Annotated in this window: 13 protein-coding genes and 1 pseudogene; 8 read left to right on the top strand and 6 right to left on the bottom strand. The window is 73.6% G+C overall.

Annotated elements, in window-relative coordinates; genetic code table 11:
• Positions 1 to 205 precede the first annotated feature (205 nt).
• Together ACWCXC_RS01020 and ACWCXC_RS01015 are read left to right on the top strand one after the other, a co-directional pair.
• On the top strand, positions 206 to 2,434 hold the full coding sequence (locus ACWCXC_RS01020; RefSeq protein ID WP_450885811.1) for an acetate--CoA ligase family protein: 2,229 nt from the start codon (positions 206 to 208) through the stop codon (positions 2,432 to 2,434).
• Positions 2,435 to 2,537: 103 nt separating this feature from the next.
• Positions 2,538 to 3,464, top strand: a complete 927-nt coding sequence (locus tag ACWCXC_RS01015) for an enoyl-CoA hydratase/isomerase family protein (RefSeq protein WP_450885809.1) — start codon at positions 2,538 to 2,540, stop codon at positions 3,462 to 3,464.
• Positions 3,465 to 3,494: 30 nt separating this feature from the next.
• Here ACWCXC_RS01015 and ACWCXC_RS01010 read toward each other — a convergent pair.
• Positions 3,495 to 3,778 (bottom strand): annotated as a pseudogene (locus ACWCXC_RS01010) (Uma2 family endonuclease); the annotation flags it as partial.
• A gap of 154 nt (positions 3,779 to 3,932) precedes the next feature.
• Between ACWCXC_RS01010 and ACWCXC_RS01005 the strand changes: the two are divergent.
• On the top strand, positions 3,933 to 4,547 hold the full coding sequence (locus ACWCXC_RS01005) for a flavin reductase family protein (RefSeq protein ID WP_450680916.1): 615 nt from the start codon (positions 3,933 to 3,935) through the stop codon (positions 4,545 to 4,547).
• On the opposite strand, the gene ACWCXC_RS01000 is transcribed toward ACWCXC_RS01005, so the two are convergent.
• Positions 4,537 to 5,889: an MFS transporter gene (locus ACWCXC_RS01000; RefSeq protein WP_450885807.1), complete on the bottom strand. Its 1,353-nt coding sequence runs from the start codon at positions 5,887 to 5,889 to the stop codon at positions 4,537 to 4,539. The genes ACWCXC_RS01005 and ACWCXC_RS01000 overlap by 11 nt on opposite strands.
• A gap of 419 nt (positions 5,890 to 6,308) precedes the next feature.
• Between ACWCXC_RS01000 and ACWCXC_RS00995 the strand changes: the two genes are divergently transcribed.
• From ACWCXC_RS00995 to ACWCXC_RS00985, 3 genes are read left to right on the top strand one after another with little or no spacing between them, the layout of a single operon-like run.
• The gene (locus ACWCXC_RS00995; RefSeq protein ID WP_450885805.1) at positions 6,309 to 7,133 is read left to right on the top strand and encodes a hypothetical protein; all 825 of its coding nucleotides are present in this window, start codon (positions 6,309 to 6,311) and stop codon (positions 7,131 to 7,133) included.
• Positions 7,126 to 7,743 carry a hypothetical protein gene (locus ACWCXC_RS00990; protein ID WP_450885803.1) on the top strand — a complete coding sequence of 206 codons (618 nt, stop codon included), beginning with the start codon at positions 7,126 to 7,128 and terminating at the stop codon, positions 7,741 to 7,743. Before ACWCXC_RS00995 ends, ACWCXC_RS00990 begins: the two co-directional genes overlap by 8 nt.
• The gene (locus tag ACWCXC_RS00985) at positions 7,740 to 10,682 is read left to right on the top strand and encodes a CHAT domain-containing protein (protein WP_450885801.1); all 2,943 of its coding nucleotides are present in this window, start codon (positions 7,740 to 7,742) and stop codon (positions 10,680 to 10,682) included. The genes ACWCXC_RS00990 and ACWCXC_RS00985 overlap by 4 nt, the downstream gene beginning before the upstream one ends.
• 12 nt (positions 10,683 to 10,694) lie before the next feature.
• On the opposite strand, the gene ACWCXC_RS00980 is transcribed toward ACWCXC_RS00985, so the two are convergent.
• Positions 10,695 to 12,032 carry an MFS transporter gene (locus ACWCXC_RS00980; protein WP_450885799.1) on the bottom strand — a complete coding sequence of 446 codons (1,338 nt, stop codon included), beginning with the start codon at positions 12,030 to 12,032 and terminating at the stop codon, positions 10,695 to 10,697.
• 57 nt (positions 12,033 to 12,089) lie between these two features.
• Between ACWCXC_RS00980 and ACWCXC_RS00975 the strand changes: the two genes are divergently transcribed.
• The gene (locus ACWCXC_RS00975) at positions 12,090 to 13,088 is read left to right on the top strand and encodes a GlxA family transcriptional regulator (protein ID WP_450885797.1); all 999 of its coding nucleotides are present in this window, start codon (positions 12,090 to 12,092) and stop codon (positions 13,086 to 13,088) included.
• Positions 13,089 to 13,129: 41 nt separating this feature from the next.
• On the opposite strand, the gene ACWCXC_RS00970 is transcribed toward ACWCXC_RS00975, so the two are convergent.
• A complete protein-coding gene (locus ACWCXC_RS00970; RefSeq protein WP_450885795.1) occupies positions 13,130 to 14,179 on the bottom strand; it encodes a Zn-dependent alcohol dehydrogenase in 1,050 nt (349 codons plus the stop codon).
• Positions 14,180 to 14,311: 132 nt separating this feature from the next.
• Positions 14,312 to 15,229 carry an SDR family oxidoreductase gene (locus ACWCXC_RS00965; protein ID WP_383642823.1) on the bottom strand — a complete coding sequence of 306 codons (918 nt, stop codon included), beginning with the start codon at positions 15,227 to 15,229 and terminating at the stop codon, positions 14,312 to 14,314.
• Between the two features lie 83 nt (positions 15,230 to 15,312).
• On the opposite strand from ACWCXC_RS00965, the gene ACWCXC_RS00960 reads away from it, so the two are divergent.
• Positions 15,313 to 16,239 (top strand): cyclase family protein, encoded by a 927-nt coding sequence (locus ACWCXC_RS00960; RefSeq protein WP_450885793.1) that lies wholly within the window; start codon positions 15,313 to 15,315, stop codon positions 16,237 to 16,239.
• Here ACWCXC_RS00960 and ACWCXC_RS00955 read toward each other — a convergent pair.
• Entirely contained in the window at positions 16,158 to 16,739 is a 582-nt protein-coding gene (locus tag ACWCXC_RS00955; RefSeq protein WP_450680909.1) for an ATP-binding protein, read from the bottom strand. The two genes, ACWCXC_RS00960 and ACWCXC_RS00955, sit on opposite strands and share 82 nt — an antisense overlap.
• Positions 16,740 to 16,973 lie beyond the last annotated feature (234 nt).

Raw genomic sequence — 16,973 nt, 5'->3', positions numbered from 1 at the left:
CCGGCCGCGTACTCCGCTCCCCCCGACCCTCTCCCCCGTCCCCATGAGAGCGGCGGCCCCGGACCCCTCCGGGCCGCCGCTCTCAGTCTTTCCCTGCACACCCATTCCTGACGGGCCGTCAGTTCAGTAACCTGACAGAGCGTCAGTTATATGGTCCGGGCACCCGCGTGTGCCGAAGCACTGTCGAGCAGGAGTGGGCGGAACGATGCTTGGATCGACTCACGGCACCCTCACCACCGACTTCCGCGCCCGGGTGGTCGCCTGCGGCGAGGAACCGCACGCCGCCGTCCACAGCATGGCGGCCGCCGCCGCGGAAGGCGACCTCGACGTCAGCGGCCGGCCCCTGCACGCCCCCGTACCGGACCTGGACCGCTTCTTCCGGCCCCGGTCGGTCGCCGTCATCGGCGCCTCGGACGCCGAGGGGCGGCCCAACACCGGCATCACCCGCCAGCTCATCGCCTGGGCCGAACGGGTCGGCGCCCGCCTCCACCCCGTCCACCCCACCCGCACGACCGTCTTCGGCCGGGCCTGCTCCCCCTCCGTCGCGGACCTGCCGGAACAGGTCGATCTGGCGGTCCTGCTGGTCGGTGACCCCCTTCCGGTCATCGAGGAACTCGCCCAGGCCAAGGTGCGGTTCGCCGTCGCCTTCGCCTCCGGCTTCGCGGAGACCGGGGCCGAGGGCGCGGCAGCCCAGGCCCGGCTGGCCGCCGCCGTCGAACGCTCGGGGCTGCGCCTGCTCGGCCCCAACACCAATCTGAACGCCTTCGAGGAGTTCCGCGAGGACCTGGAGGGCCCGGCGATCGCCCTGATCACCCAGTCCGGCCACCAGGGGCGACCCGTCTACACCCTCCAGGAACTGGGCGTGCGGCTCTCGCACTGGGCGCCCACGGGCAACGAGGCCGATCTGGAGACCGCCGACTTCATCGCGTACTTCTCGCAGCAGCCCGAGGTCGGGGCCATCGCCTGCTACGTGGAGGGGCTCAAGGACGGGCGCTCCTTCCTGCTCGCGGCGGACCGGGCGGCGCGGGCGGGGGTTCCGGTGGTGGCGGTGAAGGTGGGCCGGACGGAGACGGGGGCCCGGATGGCCGCCTCACACACGGGCAAGCTGACCGGGGCCGACCAGGTCGTCGACGCGGCGATGCGGCAGTTCGGCGTGATCCGGGTGGACGGGCTCGACGAACTCCAGGACACCGCGGCCCTACTGGCCCGCGCCCGCAGGCCGCAGGCCGAGGGGGTCGTCGTCTATTCGATCTCGGGCGGCACCGGCGCGCACTTCTCGGACCTGGCGACGGACGCCGGACTCTCGCTGCCGGTGCTGTCCGAGGCCAAGCAGGCAGAGCTGCACACCTGGATCCCCGACTACCTGAACGTGGCCAACCCGGTCGACAACGGGGGCCACCCCGTCGGGGACTGGCGCGGCCGGAAGATCATCGACGCGATCCTCGCCGACCCGGAGGTGGGGGTGCTGATCTGTCCGATCACCGGTCCCTTCCCTCCCATGAGCGACAAGCTCGCCCAGGACCTGGTGGACGCGGCGGAGACCACGGACAAGCTGGTGTGCGTGGTGTGGGGGTCGCCCGTGGGCACCGAGAAGGCGTACCGCACGACGCTGCTCGGCTCCTCCCGGGTCGCCACCTTCCGCACCTTCGGCAACTGCATCACCGCCGTGAAGGCGTATCTGGACCACCACCGCTTCGCCTCCTCCTACCGCTCGCCCTTCGACGAGGCCCCGCGCACCCCGTCGCCCTCCTTCCGCAAGGCGCAGGCCCTGATGCGGCCGGGCCACCAGCTCAGCGAGCACGCGGCGAAGCAGCTCCTGCGCGCGTACGGAATCCGGGTGCCCCGCGAGCAGTTGGTGACCAGCGCGGCGGCGGCCGTCCGGGCGGCCGGGCTCGTCGGCTACCCGGTCGTCATGAAGGCGTCCGGGGCGCGGCTCGCCCACAAGACGGAGCTGGGACTCGTCAAGGTCGGGCTCACCTCGGCCAGCCAGGTGCGCGACGCCTATCGCGAGCTGACGGACATCGCCCGCTACGAGGGCATCGAGCTGGACGGCATCCTGGTCTGCCAGATGGTGGAGCGGGGCGTCGAGATGATGGTCGGGGTCACGCACGACCCGCTGTTCGGCCCGACGGTGACGGTGGGGCTCGGGGGTGTGCTCGTCGAGGTGCTGCACGACGCGGCGGTGCGGGTGCCGCCCTTCGGTGAGGACCAGGCGCGGGCGATGCTCGGCGAACTGCGCGGCCGGGCCCTGCTGGAAGGGGTGCGCGGCGGGGCCCCCGTGGACGTGGACGCGCTCGTCGAAGTCGTCCTGCGCGTCCAGCGGATGGCGCTCGAACTCGGGGACGACCTCAGCGAACTCGACATCAATCCGCTGATGGTGCTCGGGCGCGGGCAGGGCGCGGTCGCCCTGGACGCGCTGGCGGTCTGCCGCTGAGGGGGCGCCGTCCCCCGCCCCCGTGCCCGCGCGCCACCCCACCGTCCGGCGCCGTCGCATTCCACCGCGCGCACGCGTCCGCCACCTGTCCAGGAGCTGCCTCATGCCGTCCTCCCCCGAAGACACCACGACCCCCCGCGACGCGAACGGTCGCGCCGACGGGTCCGATCCGTCCGGATCGCCTGAATCATTGGTACTCCACGCCACTGACAACGGGGTCTCCTGGATCACCCTCAACCGGCCCGAGGCGATGAACGCCGTCACCTGGGACCAGCGCGAACGCATCATCGCGCTGCTGGCCGAGGCGTCTGCCGACCCCGCCGTCCGGGCCGTCGTCCTCACCGGTACGGGACGCGGTTTCTGCGCCGGGGCGGACCTGCGCGCAACCCCCGCCGCCGGCACCCCCGCCACCGGCGCATCCGCCACGGGAACCTCTGCCGCCGGTGGGTCCGCCCCGGGCGACCGGGTCCCCGGCGACGTGGCCCGCACGATCCGGATGGGCGCGCAGCGGCTGATCGCCGCCGTCCAGGACTGCGAGAAGCCGGTGATCGCCGCGGTGAACGGCACCGCGGCCGGCATCGGCGCCCATCTCGCCCTGGCCTGCGATCTGGTGCTGGCCGCCGCGTCGGCCCGGTTCATCGAGGTGTTCGTCCGCCGCGGCCTCGTACCGGACGGCGGCGGCGCCTATCTGCTGCCCCGCCTGATCGGCCCGCAGCGCGCCAAGGAGCTGATGTTCTTCGGTGACGCCCTCCCGGCGGCCGACGCCGAACGCCTCGGCCTCGTCAACCGCACCGTCCCCGACGAGGACCTGCACGCCACCGCCCACGCCTGGGCCCAGCGCCTCGCCGAGGGCCCGACCCGCTCGATCGCCCTCACCAAACAGCTCGTCAACGCCTCCCTCGACACCGACCGCGCGACCGCCTTCGCCGCCGAGGCGATGGCCCAGGAGATCAACATGACCACCCAGGACGCCACCGAGGGCGTTGCGAGCTTCGTGGAGCGGCGGACGCCGAAGTACCGGGGGATGTAGGCCGCAGTACCCGGGGGTCGCGGCGCGCGGTCAGAGGGGCGCCGGCCAACTGGTGTCCAGGTCGAGGCCGAAGGGCGCGGGCAGCCGCAGGGCCGTACCGAAGGGATGCGGTCCGTCCACCTTCGTGTAGCCGAGGCCGCCCGGCTCCGAGAAGAGGGTGACACTCCCCTCGATCCGGTCGGCCAGGAGATACAGGGGCGCGCGGTACTCCGCGTAGCGGCCTCTCTTCACGACCCGGTCGGTCTCCGCGTTGGACTCCGAGGTGACCTCGACGACAAGGTCACCTGGTCGGGAAGCAGCGCGCCGCCGCCCTTCCCATCTGACGCTCCGTCAGCTCTAATCGAGGGGTGACGGCCATCCGGAAATGACGGCCATCCGGAAATGACGGCCGTCGGGGAATGGAGGCCGTCGGGGAACGACGGGCCACGCAGGAGCGAGGGGACACGCGGGATGATGGGACACGCAGGAATGGCCGCGACCGCCGTCCGCTATCTCCGCTCCGTCGGCGCTCCGACAGCCGCCGGGGCCGGGCGGGTGGACGCGATGCCGCGTCCGTCGCTGCGGGCCGTCGGCGAGGACGAGCGGCTGCCGCTCGATCCGGCCGAATTCCGCCGGGTGCTGGGGCATTTCGCCAGCGGTGTCACGGTCGTCACGGCGTACGATCCGGCCGACCCGGAGGGGCCCGCCGGGTTCGCCTGCCAGTCGTTCGCGTCGCTGTCGCTGGATCCGCCGCTGGTGGCGTTCATGGTCGCGCGTACCTCGACGACCTGGCCGCGCATCGCCCGTGCGGGGGCGTTCTGCGTGAACATCCTGGGCGAGGACCAGGGCGCGCTCTGCCGGGGATTCGCGGTGAGCGGGGCCGACAAGTTCGCCGGGGTGGCCCACACGCCGGCCCCGGTGACGGGATCACCCCGGCTCGACTCCGTGCCCGCCTGGATCGACTGCCGCGTCCACGCCGTCCACACCGGCGGCGACCACCTCATCGTGGTGGGCCGGGTGGAGGCGCTGGGGGCGGCGGACGAGGGGGCCGGGACGGGGCCGCTGCTGTTCCACCGGGGGGCGTTCGGCCGGTTCAGCGGGTGAGGACGCCGCCGGCCGGGGCAGGCTCATCGCATCCGCCCCGGCGGATCAGCAGGGCCATGAGCGCGGCCGACGCGCACAGCGCGCCGGCGGTGTACCAGACGATGTCGTACGAGCCGAAGTGGTCGCGCGCCACGCCGCCCAGGAAGGCCACGAGCGCCGCGCCGACCTGGTGGGAGGCGAGGACCCAGCCGAAGACGATGGCGCTGTCCTCGCCGTACTGCTCGCGGCAGAGGGCGAGGGTCGGGGGCACGGTGGCGACCCAGTCCAGGCCGTAGAAGACGATGAAGAAGACCATCGGCGGCTCCACCGTGGGCTGGAGCAGCATCGGCAGGAACAGCAGCGAGACCCCGCGCAGGGCGTAGTAGACCGCCAGCAGCCGCCGGGCGTCGAAGCGGTCGGTGAGCCAGCCGGAGAAGACCGTGCCGATGATGTCGAAGATCCCGATCACCGCGAGGAGCGAGGCGGCGGCGGTGATGGGCATGTGGTGGTCGTGCGCCGAGGGTACGAAGTGGGTGCGGATGAGGCCGTTGGTGGAGGCCCCGCAGATCGCGAAGGAGCCCGCCAGCAGCCAGAACGGTCCGGTGCGGGCGGCGTCGAACAGCACCCGTACGGTCCGCCGCGCGGCGCCGCGACCGGGCGCGGGCTTCTCGGCGTAGGTGCCGCCGTACGGGGCGAGGCCCACGTCGGCCGGGTGGTCGCGCAGCAGCAGCCCGACGAACGGGACGACGACCAGGGCCGCGAGGGCGACGGTCACCGACGCGGGCCGCCAGCCGTGCCGGTCGACGATCCAGGCGCAGAGCGGCAGGAACACCAACTGCCCCGACGCGCCGGCCGCCGTGAGGATGCCCGTCACCAGGCCGCGCCGGGCGACGAACCAGCGGTTGGTGACCGTCGCCGAGAACGACATGGCCATCGCGCCGGTCCCGAGGCCGACGAGCAGCCCCCAATAGATCATCAGCTGCCAGGCCGCCGTCATCCACACGCTCGCCAGCGCCCCCGTGGCGACCGCCGCCAGGGCCCCGACGACGACGCGGCGGATGCCGAAACGGTCCATCAGCGCGGCGGCGAACGGCGCGGTGAGCCCGTACAGCGCCATGTCGATGGAGACGGCCAGGCCGATCTGCCCGCGCGACCAGGCGAACTCCTCGTGGAGCGGGTCGATGAGCAGCCCCGGCAGGGCGTTGAACGCCGCGCCGCCGACGATCGTCACGAACGCGACGGCGGCGACGATCCAGGCGCGGTGCACACGGAAACGGGCGGGACGCGGCGCACGCGCCCCGGGCGCCTCGGCGCCCTCGTCACGGGTGGCGGGTTCGATTGTCTGGGTCACGTCCCACAGCATCCGGCGCCCCGCACCTCGCTCACGAGTGGCCCGAGGGACACGGTTCGCAGGATTCGGGCCACGGGGGCGGGTTCGCCCGTTCACCTGAGGCGCGGGGCTGCTCTTTGGTTCAATGCGACCGAGGAAGCAGCGGTGTACCACTGGGGGTGCGGGATCGTGCCGGGTGAACCAGACGGGTCGGACAGCGCCCCTTCCCTGTCCACCTGCCGTCGGCGCAGACGCCCGCTGGGCCTCCCCGTTCCCGTGCGCGGAGCCTGAGCCGGCGTCTGCGGCCCGCCCGTCGCGGGCCCCTCGCCCGGACCTCTCACGAACGTCGCGGCGACCCCGTACGAGCCCGTGCTCCCCTCTGCCGCACTCCGCGTCGGCGCACGTCCGCGCCGGGTGCGGACCCGCCCGCGAGAGAAGCGAGAAGAGACCGCATGACTGCACCACTCCCGCCCACGGACGCCGACTTGGACGCCGACGCGAACGCGGAAACGGACGCCGGTAGGAAACCCGAGACCGACTCCACCGCCCAACTCGCCGCCGACGCCCTGGCCGTGGCCCGCGCGGCCGGTGACCGGTCGGCGGAGGCACGGGCGCTGTGCGAGCTGGGGACGGCGCTGAACGCGGCGGGCCGGGAGGGCGAGGGCCGGTACCTGTGCCGCCGCGCCGTCGGCCTGGCCGCCGAGGCCGGCGACCGGCAGGCCGAGGAGGCCGCGCTGAACGCGCTCGGTCACAGCCTCGCCGAGCTCGACGCGCTCGGGGAGCGGTGGCGCGCCGTGCTGCTGGAGGGCGGGGACGAGACCGGCTTCTTCGCGAGCCCCGCCGCCGCGCGGTCGGACGTCTCGTACGCGAGGGGCGGGGGCCCCTCCGCCGACGCCGTCAGGCTCACCGGCCTCCCCCTCGTCGAACTCGCCTGCGGATTCGTCGCGGTGAAGTTCCTCGGCACGTTCGCGGAGAGCTTCGCGGGCAAGCTCGGCGAACAGCTCGGCGAGTCGGCGGTCACCGCGCTGGGCCGGCTGCGGCTGCTGCTGGACCGTCGCGGTGGACGCCGTGACCTGGACGTCCTCACCGCCGGTACGCGGACGACGCTGGTCCTCCCCGACGACTTCGACGAGGCCGCTCGGCTCGCCGCGATCGACCTGGACCTCGGCGCGGAGGGCGTGCGCGGGGCCGAACTGCACTGGGACGCCGGAACTGGCAGCTGGCGCAGCCACGTCTCCGACCATGACGTCAACGACGACGGAGGACCCCATGAGTGAGCAACCGGTGTGCGACATCTGCGGCGCGGCCACCCCGCGCTCGCGCGGCTACCACCTGCCGACCAAGCACGTGGTGATCTCGGAGGCGTACTGGCGCGGCGCCTTCCGGACCGTGGTCGGCATGGTGCAGGCGTTGGGCCGGGACGAGCGCACCCGGACCGGCATCTTCGACCAGCTGATCACCCAGTCCGGCAGCAGTGACACCCCGTGGCTGGTCTGCGAGGACTGCAGCGAGTCGTTCGTCTTCGACCGTACGGCCGCACGCGCGCACGCGGAACGCGGCACCGTCCCGGAGGGTTCGGGCGCGGTCGGCCCCGAGGGCTTCGCGCCCGTCGCCGCCGCCGCGTGGGAGCACGTCGTGGGCCGCTGGCCGGCCAGTGTCCAGCAGCCTGCGGTCGGTGACACCTGCGACTTCTGCGCGAAGAAGATCTACCGGGGCGAGCTGCTCGGCCGGATCGGGACCGAAACGGCGGAGACCTATCTCGCCGCCGGTGTCCTGGAGTCCCCGCCGCTGAGCCCGCCCCGCCCGGACCAGGGGGGCTGGCTGTCGTGCATGATCTGCACGAGCCGCGTCCAGGCCAGGGTCCACCGGGCGCAGGGCGGCCGGTGAGCGGCGAAGCGGCCCGCCTGGAGGCGCTGTTCGAGCAGGGCAAGGCCCTCTTCCTGCGCGGGCGGTTCGAGGAGGCGGCCCGCCTGCTCGGTACGGCGGCCCACGCGGAGCAGACCTCGGCGGGCCTCCAGTTCCTGCTGGGCGCCAGCAGATGGAACAGCGGCGACACGGCGGGCGCCCTGTATCCGCTGGCGCTGTGCGTGTACCTCGACCCGGCGCACCGGGGCGGCCGGTTCGCCCTCGGGCTGGCGCTGCGCGAACTCGGCCAGCCCGACCAGGGTGCCGTCCACCTCGCGTACGCCGCCCGTCTCGGCGAGCCGCAGGCGCCCGCGACGCTCCGGGAGCTGGGCCTGGCGCACTGCCCGGGCTGCGGCGGCCCGGTCGCCCCGGAGGCGGTGCGGGCCGACGGCTGCGCCTGCACCCCCCGGGTCCTCGGCGCACCGCGCCCGCGCACCTGGCCGTGGCCCCATCTGCGCGCCGACGACGCCCGCTCCCGGCTCACCCTGCCGTACGAGCGCCTGGGCGACCTCGGCCACGACCACCTCACGCGGTTCCTGCGCGAGGGCGATCCCCGCGACATCGACGACGCCGTGGCGTACCTGGAGCTGGCCGCGGCGACCGCCCCCGCCGAGGACCGCCCGGACCGTCTCACCGAACTCGGCAGCGCCTACCGCCAGCGCTTCACCCGGCACGGGATGATGCCGGACGTCGACCACGCGATCGACTGCCACGAGCAGGCCCTGGACCTGGCCGCCGCCGACGCCCCCGAGCAGATGCGTATCCTCGCCAACCTCGGTGTCGCCTACGGGGCCCGCCACGAGGCCGGCGGGGCCGCCGCCGACCTGGAGCGGGCCCTCGGCTTCCTGGAGCGGGCGATGGCGGCCCCCACCGAGGACCCGGACGAGCGCCTGGCCGCCATGGCCGGGGCCGCCCTCCTGTACGAGCGGCGCTCCCGGGAGGACGGCCACGCGGCCGATCTGGACCGTTCGATCGAGCTCCAGGACGCCGTCGTCGGTGCCACCCCGGCCGGCCATCCCCGGTACGCCGGGCGCACGGCCAACCTCACGGTGGCCTATCTGCACCGCTACGAGCGCCGGCGCCATCTGCCCGATCTGGAACGGGCCCTGCCGCTGGCCGAGCGGGCGGTCGCGGCGACCCCCGCGAGCAGCCCGGCCTTCCCCATCCGGCTGGCCGCGCGGGGCAGCGCCCGGCTGCACCTCCATGTGGCGGATGATCCGGCGGGCGTACGGGACACTCCGGCGGGTGGCGGGGCCGACCGCCCCCTGACCCGGGCGCTCGACGATCTGCGCCGGGCACTGGACGCCGCGCCCGACGGCCAGCCGTATGTGGCCGACGTCCTCGCCGAACTGGCCCGCGCGTACCTCGTCCCCGGCGCGCTGCCCCTGGCGCCCGGCCGGGAGACGCTGGAGGCGTGGGAGGGGCGGCTCGACCGGGCCCGCGGGGCCACGCCGAGCAGGCGGGCGGCGGCCGGGCGGAATCTGGGCGTGCTCGCCAACGCCCTGGGCGAGTACGACCTGGCGGCCCGGGTGTTCGACGCCGCCATCGCGCTGACGCCCGCCGTCCCGCTGCGCGGCACCGACTGGACCGACCAGGAGCGCCGGTTCGGGGAGACCCGGGGGCTGGCGAGCCAGGCGTTCGCCGCGCACTGCGCGCGCGGGGAACCGCTCCGGGCGGTCCAGCAGGCCGAGCTGAGCCGGGGCGTCCAACTGGCGACCGTGCTCGACGCCCACGACGACCTCGCCGACCTGGAGCGCGAACTGCCTTTGCTGGCGCGCCCGTTCCGAAGGGTGCGCACGGAGCTGGCCGAGGGGTCGGCGGCCGAGGCCGTGCTGTGGGACCGGTACGGGCAGCTGGTCGCGCAGATCCGCAAGCATCCCCGGTTCACCCGGTTCCTGATGACGCCCCGCGTCGAGGAGCTGCGCAGGGCGGCGGAGGGCGGGACGGTGGTGGTCGTCAACTCCGCGCGGAACAGGGCCGACGCCGTGCTGGTCGGCCCCGGGGGCGATCCGCTCCATGTGCCCCTGCCCGATCTCTCCGCCCGGGACGTGGAGGCCCAGTCCGAGGCGCTGGCGCGCTCCGCGCAGGCCGGGCGGCGCGACGGGGCCATGGCGGACCGGCTCGGCTGGCTGTGGGACACCGTCGTCGGGCCGGTCGCGCGGGCGCTGCCCCCGGGCGACGGACCGCGCCGGGTCTGGTGGCTGCCGATCGGGCTGCTCGGCGTGTTCCCGCTGCACGCCGCCGGTCATCCGGGCCAACCCGGCGCCCTGGACGCGTTCGTGTCCTCGTACACCCCGACGCTGCGGATCCTCGCGCACGCCCACGACCATCCCGCGACGGCGGCCCGGCGGCAGCTGACCGTCGCCCTGCCGAGCACGTCAGGGCTCCCCGGGCTCCCCGGCGCCCTGGCCGAGGCCCTGGACCTGCACCGACGCCATCCCGACCAGCCGCCGCTGCTCAACGAGGACGCCACCACGGGCCGGGTCGCCGCCGCGCTGTCCACCTCCACCTGGGTGCACTTCGCCTGCCACGCGCTCGCCGACCAGGCCGCTCCCTCGCGCAGCGGGCTGCGCCTGGACGACGGCATGCTCACCATTCCGGAGATCAGCCGGCTCGCCGTGGCCGACGCCCAGCTCGCCTATCTGTCGGCGTGCTCGACCGGCCATCGCAGCCCGGAGCACGTGGACGAGTCGCTGAACCTCGCCTCCGCGTTCCAACTGGCCGGCTTCCGGCATGTCATCGCGAGTCTGTGGCCGTTGGTCGACTCCTTCGGCGCGGTGGCCTCGCGCACCTTCTACGCCGAACTGTCCGACACCGCCGACGACGCCCCCGGAGCGCTGCACCGGACGGCTCTCGCGCTGCGCGACCGCTACCGGGGCGAGCCCGACCTGTGGGCCTCGCTCATCCACAGCGGCCCGTGAACCCGCCCGCCGTCAGCCGATCCGTTCCAGCCGCCGGATCGGCCTCGCGGCCAGCAGCACGCCGACGGCGAGCATGTTGATGACGGCCCCGGCCAGCAGGACCTCCGGGGTGCCCAGATGGCCGGCGACGGGGCCGGCCAGGGCGCGGCCGGCGGCGACCATGAGGAGGGAGCCGGCGACGTCGTAGGCGTGGAGGCGGTTGAGGGCCTCCGGGGGGACGTGGGTCTGGACGGTGGTGGACCACATGACGAGCCAGAACGCGAAGGCGGCGCCGGCGACGAACTGTCCGGCGCCGAGCGCGGCCACCGGCAGGCCGAGCCCCAGCGCGACCAGGTTGAGGCAGACACCGGTGAGGGCGAGGGCGCCGGCCGTCAGGGGGCGGCGCGGACGCAGTCGGAGCGCGAGGAGGCCGCCGACGACGCTGCCCGCGCCGTTGACGGCCATCAGCGCGCCGTACGCCCCGGAGCCGTGCGCCTCGGTGACCTCGACCGCGGTCAGCGGGAGCATCGGGCCGAGCACGGTGAAGCCGTACACCGTCCAGATCGCGATCACCCCCCACAGCCAGCTGCGGGCCCGGAACTCGCGCCAGCCGTCGACGAGTTCCGCGGTGAACGTGCCGCGCGGCGCCTCGTCCGAGGGGGCGGGCGCCAGGCGCAGCAGGAAGAGGCAGACACCGGAGACGAGGAAGGTCGCGGCGTTCGCCACATAGACCGCGCCGGCGCTCGCGAGGCCCACCAGGAGACCGGCGAGCGCGGGGCCCGCCATGGTCATCAGCGCCTCGGAGACGCGGAGGACGGCATTGCCGCGCTGCACGTCCGAGGCGACCCGGGGGGTCGTGGACGCGACGCCCGGCTGGAAGAGGGCCGCACCCACACCGGCCACCGCGCTCAGCGCGTACACCGCCCACAGGGGCGGGTTGCCGGTGAGGAAGAGGACCGCGAGCACCGAGGCGCCGACGAGCCGCAGCACATCGGCGATGATCATCATCCGGCGCGGGGTGAAACGATCCGCCAGCACGCCGCCGAAGAGGACGAAGAGCGCCAGGGGGCCCATCCAGGCCGCCAACGCGTAGCCCACGGACGCGGCCGGACGGCCCGCGCCCAGCAGCCCGGCGGAGAGCGCCACCGGGATCATGCCGTCCCCGAGGAGCGCCACCGTCCGGGCGACGAAGAACAGCCGGAAGTTGCGGTTCCAGAGGCGGTCGGGCTCCACCGGCAGCGGGGGCAGGCCCCCGGGCGGGGAGAGGGAGGGGGACGGGGACGAGGGGGGCGCCGACGGGGCGGTGGCCCGCACCGCGCTCGCGTGGTCCGCGGCGGGAATGTGCGCGGGCTCTGCTGACTTTTCCTTCACACCGATGACATGTATCAGCTTATGGTCTATACCAGCTAGAGGTGAAGGGAGTCCGCTGTGCCGCACCGCGTCGTCGTACTCGCCCTGGACGGGCTTCTCCCCTTCGAACTGGGCATTCCTCAAAGGATCTTCGGCCGTTCGCTCGGCTCGGAGCCCCTGAACCGGGGCCGCAAACTCTATGAAGTCGTGACCTGTTCCGTCCGCCCGCCCGGCCCGGTCCGTACCGACGCCGATTTCTCGATCGCCGTCGAGAACGGGCCCGAGGCCCTGGCCACCGCCGACACGGTGGTCATCCCGGCCAGCTACGAACTCGGCCCGGTCTACACCGAGGGCCGGCTCACCGACGAGCTGGCCGCCGCCTTCGCGCACATCCGGCCCGGCACCCGCATGGTGTCCATCTGCACCGGCAGCTACGTGCTGGCCGCGGCCGGATACCTCGACGGCCGCCCGGCCACCACCCACTGGTCCTCCGCCGACCACTTCCAGTCGCTCTTCCCCCGCGTCCGGGTCGACCCGGACGTCCTGTTCATCGACGACGGGGACGTCCTCACCTCCGCCGGGGTCGCCGCCGGCATCGACCTCTGCCTGCACATGGTCCGCCGCGACCACGGCACGGCCGTCGCCAACGACGTCGCCCGGCGCACGGTCGTCCCGCCGCACCGCGACGGCGGCCAGGCGCAGTACATCCAGCGCCCGGTCCCCGATCCGGACCTGGCCACCACGACCACCGCCCGCGCCTGGGCGCTCGGCCGGCTGGCGCGGCCGATCCTGCTGCGCGACATGGCGCAGCAGGAGTCGATGAGCGTCCGCACGTTCACCCGTCGGTTCCGCGAGGAGGTCGGCGTCAGCCCCGTCCAGTGGCTGACCCAGCAGCGCGTGGAGCTGGCCCGGCGGCTGCTGGAGTCCAGCGACCTGTCGATCGACCGGATCGCCCGGGACGCCGGTTTCGGCACGGCCACCTCGCTGCGCCAGCACCTCCAGGCGGCCCTGGGGGTGTCCCCGACCGTCTACCGGCGCACGTTCCGGACCACGGACCGGCCGACGGTACGGGGATAGGGGCACGGGGAGGCGTACGGGGCGTCCGGGATCCGTGCGGTTCAGAAGACGAGGACGCCCCGGGCCACCCTGCCGTGGTGGGCGTCATCCGCCGCCTTGGCGAAGTCCTCCACCGGGTAGGTCTCGGTGACGAGTTCGTCCAGCAGCAGCCGGCCGTCCCGGTAGAGGTCCGCGTACAGGGCGATGTCGCGCTGCGGGCGCGAGGAGCCGTAGCGGCAGCCCAGGATCGACTTGTCGAGGTACATCGAGGAGACGAGGAAGGACGCCTCGGCCGTGGCCGCCGGGACGCCCAGCAGGACCGCCTGGCCGTGCCGGTCGAGCAGGTCGATCGCGGTACGGATCAGCTCGGTGCGGCCCACGCACTCGAAGGCGTGGTCCGCGCCGTGCGGCAGGATCTCGCGGACCCCGTCGGCGGAGGTGAGGAAGTGCGTGGCGCCGAACTGCCGGGCCACCGCCTCCTTGTCCGGGTTGGAGTCGACGGCCACGATCGTCAGGGCTCCGGCCAGCCGGGCGCCCTGGAGCACATTGAGCCCGATGCCTCCGGTGCCGATCACGACGACGCTGTCGCCCCGGTCCACCCGGGCCCGGTTGAGGACGGCCCCGACGCCGGTGAGCACCCCGCAGCCGATCAGCGCGGCCGAGGTCAGCGGCAGGTCCTCGGGGATCTTCACGGCCTGGACGGCCTTGACCAGTGTGCGCTCGGCGAAGGCCGAGTTGGACGCGAACTGGTAGAGCGGCGCACCGCGCCGCGAGAACGGCCGGTCCGGCATCCCGATCGCCTTGCGGCACATCGTCGGCCGCCCCCGGTCGCACTGCGCGCAGGCGCCGCAACTGGCCAGCGTGGACAGGGACACGTGGTCCCCGGGCGCGACGTGGCGCACGCCCGCGCCGACGGCCTCCACGATGCCCGCGCCCTCGTGCCCGAGCACCGCCGGGACGGGGAAGGGGATCGTTCCGTCGATCACCGACAGATCGCTGTGGCACAGACCGGCCGCCGCGATCGCGACCAGCACCTCGCCGGGGCCCGGGTCCCGTATCTCCAGATCGTCGACGACCTCGGTCCTTCTGCCGTCGAAGACGACGCCTCTCATTGGGGGCTCCCTCGGTAGGCCGAGCCCGCGCCCGGCGATGGGGTGTTCCTCAGGACACGCGTACGGAGGTGCCCATGCGCGTGTACGTGCCGACGCGGACGTGCACGCTCCACGTACGCGGACGAGCACGGCCTACGCGTTCGGCCGGGCCGCCGCCTTGGCGGCCGCCGCCATCTCCTCCAGCCGCGCCAGCATCGGCATCGGATCCTGGCCCACCGTTCCCGGCAGGAAGTCCGCGATGCGCTCGGGGGTCCACGCCTCCCCTTCCGCGTAGCCCGCGCGCAGCTCCCTCGGCTGGGCCCAGACCGCGATCTTCGGCCCGGCGATGGTGTACACCTGGCCGGTGATCTTCTCGGCGCGGGCCCGGTCGCTGAGGAGGTAGACGACCAGCGCGGCCACGTCCTCCGGCTCGCCGATCTCCTTGAGCTCCATGGGGACGTTGGCGGACATCCGGGTCCGGGCCACCGGCGCGACCGCGTTCGCCGTGACGCCGTACTTGTGCAGGCCGAGCGCCGCGCTGCGGACCAGCGAGATGATGCCGCCCTTGGCCGCGCTGTAGTTCGCCTGGGCGACGCTGCCCTGGTGGTTGCCGCTGGTGAAACCGATGAGCGTGCCGGCGCCCTCCTGTTTGCGCATGACGGCCGACGCGGCGCGGAAGACGGTGAAGGTGCCCTTGAGGTGGGTGGCGACCACCGGGTCCCACTCCTCCTCGGACATGTTGAACAGCATCCGCTCGCGCAGGATGCCGGCCACGCAGACGACCCCGTCGATCCGGCCGAAGTGCGTCAGGGCGGTGTCCACGACCCGCTGTCCGCCGGCCATCGTGGAGATGTCGTCGGCGACGGCGACCGCCTCGCCGCCCGCCGCCTCGATCTCCTTCACGACGGACTCGGCGATCTCGCTGGTGGGTTCGCCGCCCTCGACGGAGACGCCGTAGTCGTTGACGACGACCTTCGCCCCCTCCGCCGCCGCGGCCAGCGCCACGGCCCGGCCGATGCCGCGCCCGGCCCCGGTCACGGCCACGACCTTGCCTGCCAAGAAGTTCCCCATGCCCGGCCCCTTCCCGCGGTTTCTGACGGACCGTTAGATTTTATGGGTCATCAGGTCCACCGGCACAAGCCCCAGGAGGCGCCATGTCTTTGCCGGCCGAGTTCCACGACCTCGCCAAGCGCGTGAACAACTGGGGTCGCTGGGGAGCCGACGACGAGATCGGCACGCTGAACCTCATCACCGACGAGGTCGTCCGCGAGGCCGCCGCCACCGTCCGCTCCGGACTGCGCGTCCCCCTCGCCCTCCCGCTCCAGCAGGACGGCGTACAGAACGGCCTGATCCCCGGACGCGTCAACCCGCTGCACACCATGGTCCAGATCAACCAGGAGCTGTTCGGCCCCGGCACGGTCGCCACCAGCGACGACACCGCCGTCCTCGGCCTCCAGGCCGCCACCCACTGGGACGCGCTCACGCACGTCTCGCACTCGGGGAAGATCTACAACGGCCGGCCCGCCGCCACCATCACCGCGCACGAGGGCGCGCGCTTCAGCGGGATCGACAAGGCATCGCACATCGTCTCGCGCGGCGTGCTGCTCGACGTCGCCCGCGCCCACGGCACCGACCGGCTGCCGGGCGACCACGCGGTCACCCCCGAGGACCTGGAGGCCGCCGAGGAACTGGCCGGGGTGCGGGTGCGCTCCGGGGACATCGTGCTCGTGCGGACGGGGCAGGTGCAGGTCTATCTGTCGGGGGACAAGAACGCGTACGGCTATCCCTCACCGGGCCTGTCGATCCGGACGCCCGAGTGGTTCCGGGCACGGGACACGGCGGCGGTCGCCAACGACACACTGACCTTCGAGATCTTCCCGCCGGAGATCGACGACCTGTGGCTGGGCGTGCACGCGCTCGACCTGGTGGAGATGGGCATGCTCCAGGGCCAGAACTGGAACCTGGAGGCGCTGTCCACCGCCTGCGCGGAGGAGGGGCGCTACGCCTTCCTGCTCTCCGCCATGCCCGAGCCGTTCGTCGGTGCCACCGGCACCCCGGTCGCCCCGGTCGCGATCCTCTGATCGGCGGTGGCCTGCGGGCCCACCACGGGGGTGCCCGCACCCTGCGTCGCCACCGCGTGCGGGCCGGGCCGCATCTGGACCTGGACCAGCGGGGCCGAGCGGTCGACCTCGCACCAGATGCGCTTGCCCGCCCCCTCCGGCTGCCAGCCCCAGCGGTCGGCCAGGCCGTCGACGAGCTCCAGCCCCCGGCCGTTGGTGTCGTCGCCCTCGGCATGGCGCTGGAGCGGCGGGCGGCAGCTGGCGTCGGCCACCTCGACCCGGACGGTCCCGGGGCTGCCCGCGCTCCCCGACGAACCGAACAGCATGCGCAGCACGGCCGGACAGCCGGTGTGCACGACCGCGTTGGTGACCAGCTCCGAGATCAGCAGGATGAGCGTCTCGGCCAGTGGCTCGTCAGCTCCTATCCCGGACCCGGCGAGCCTCGAACGCGCCCATCTGCGAGCCCGTCCGACCTCCGCCGGATCGGGCCCGACCTCCAACTGAACCTGAAGCACCTGCACCGCTCACACCATCCGAACCGGCGGACACATCGCCTCGCGCCTCCTGAGGATCACGGAACGTGATTCCCTTACGAGACAGCATGGTTGACGTACAGTCACCGCAACAAGCGCTTCGGGCATATTCCAGCGCGAAGGAGTACGCGTAGTGCATACTGTGCGACGCGTGTCACGGGGATTCGAACAAAGGCGCGCCATCGCCCCGGGAATCGCTTCCCCGGCTGGCCCGGCGCCTCC

The sequence above is a fragment of the Streptomyces sp. NPDC001515 genome (assembly GCF_053597115.1).
The sequence above is the reverse complement of the archived record's forward strand: the minus strand, read 5'-3'. Positions and strand labels throughout refer to the sequence as shown.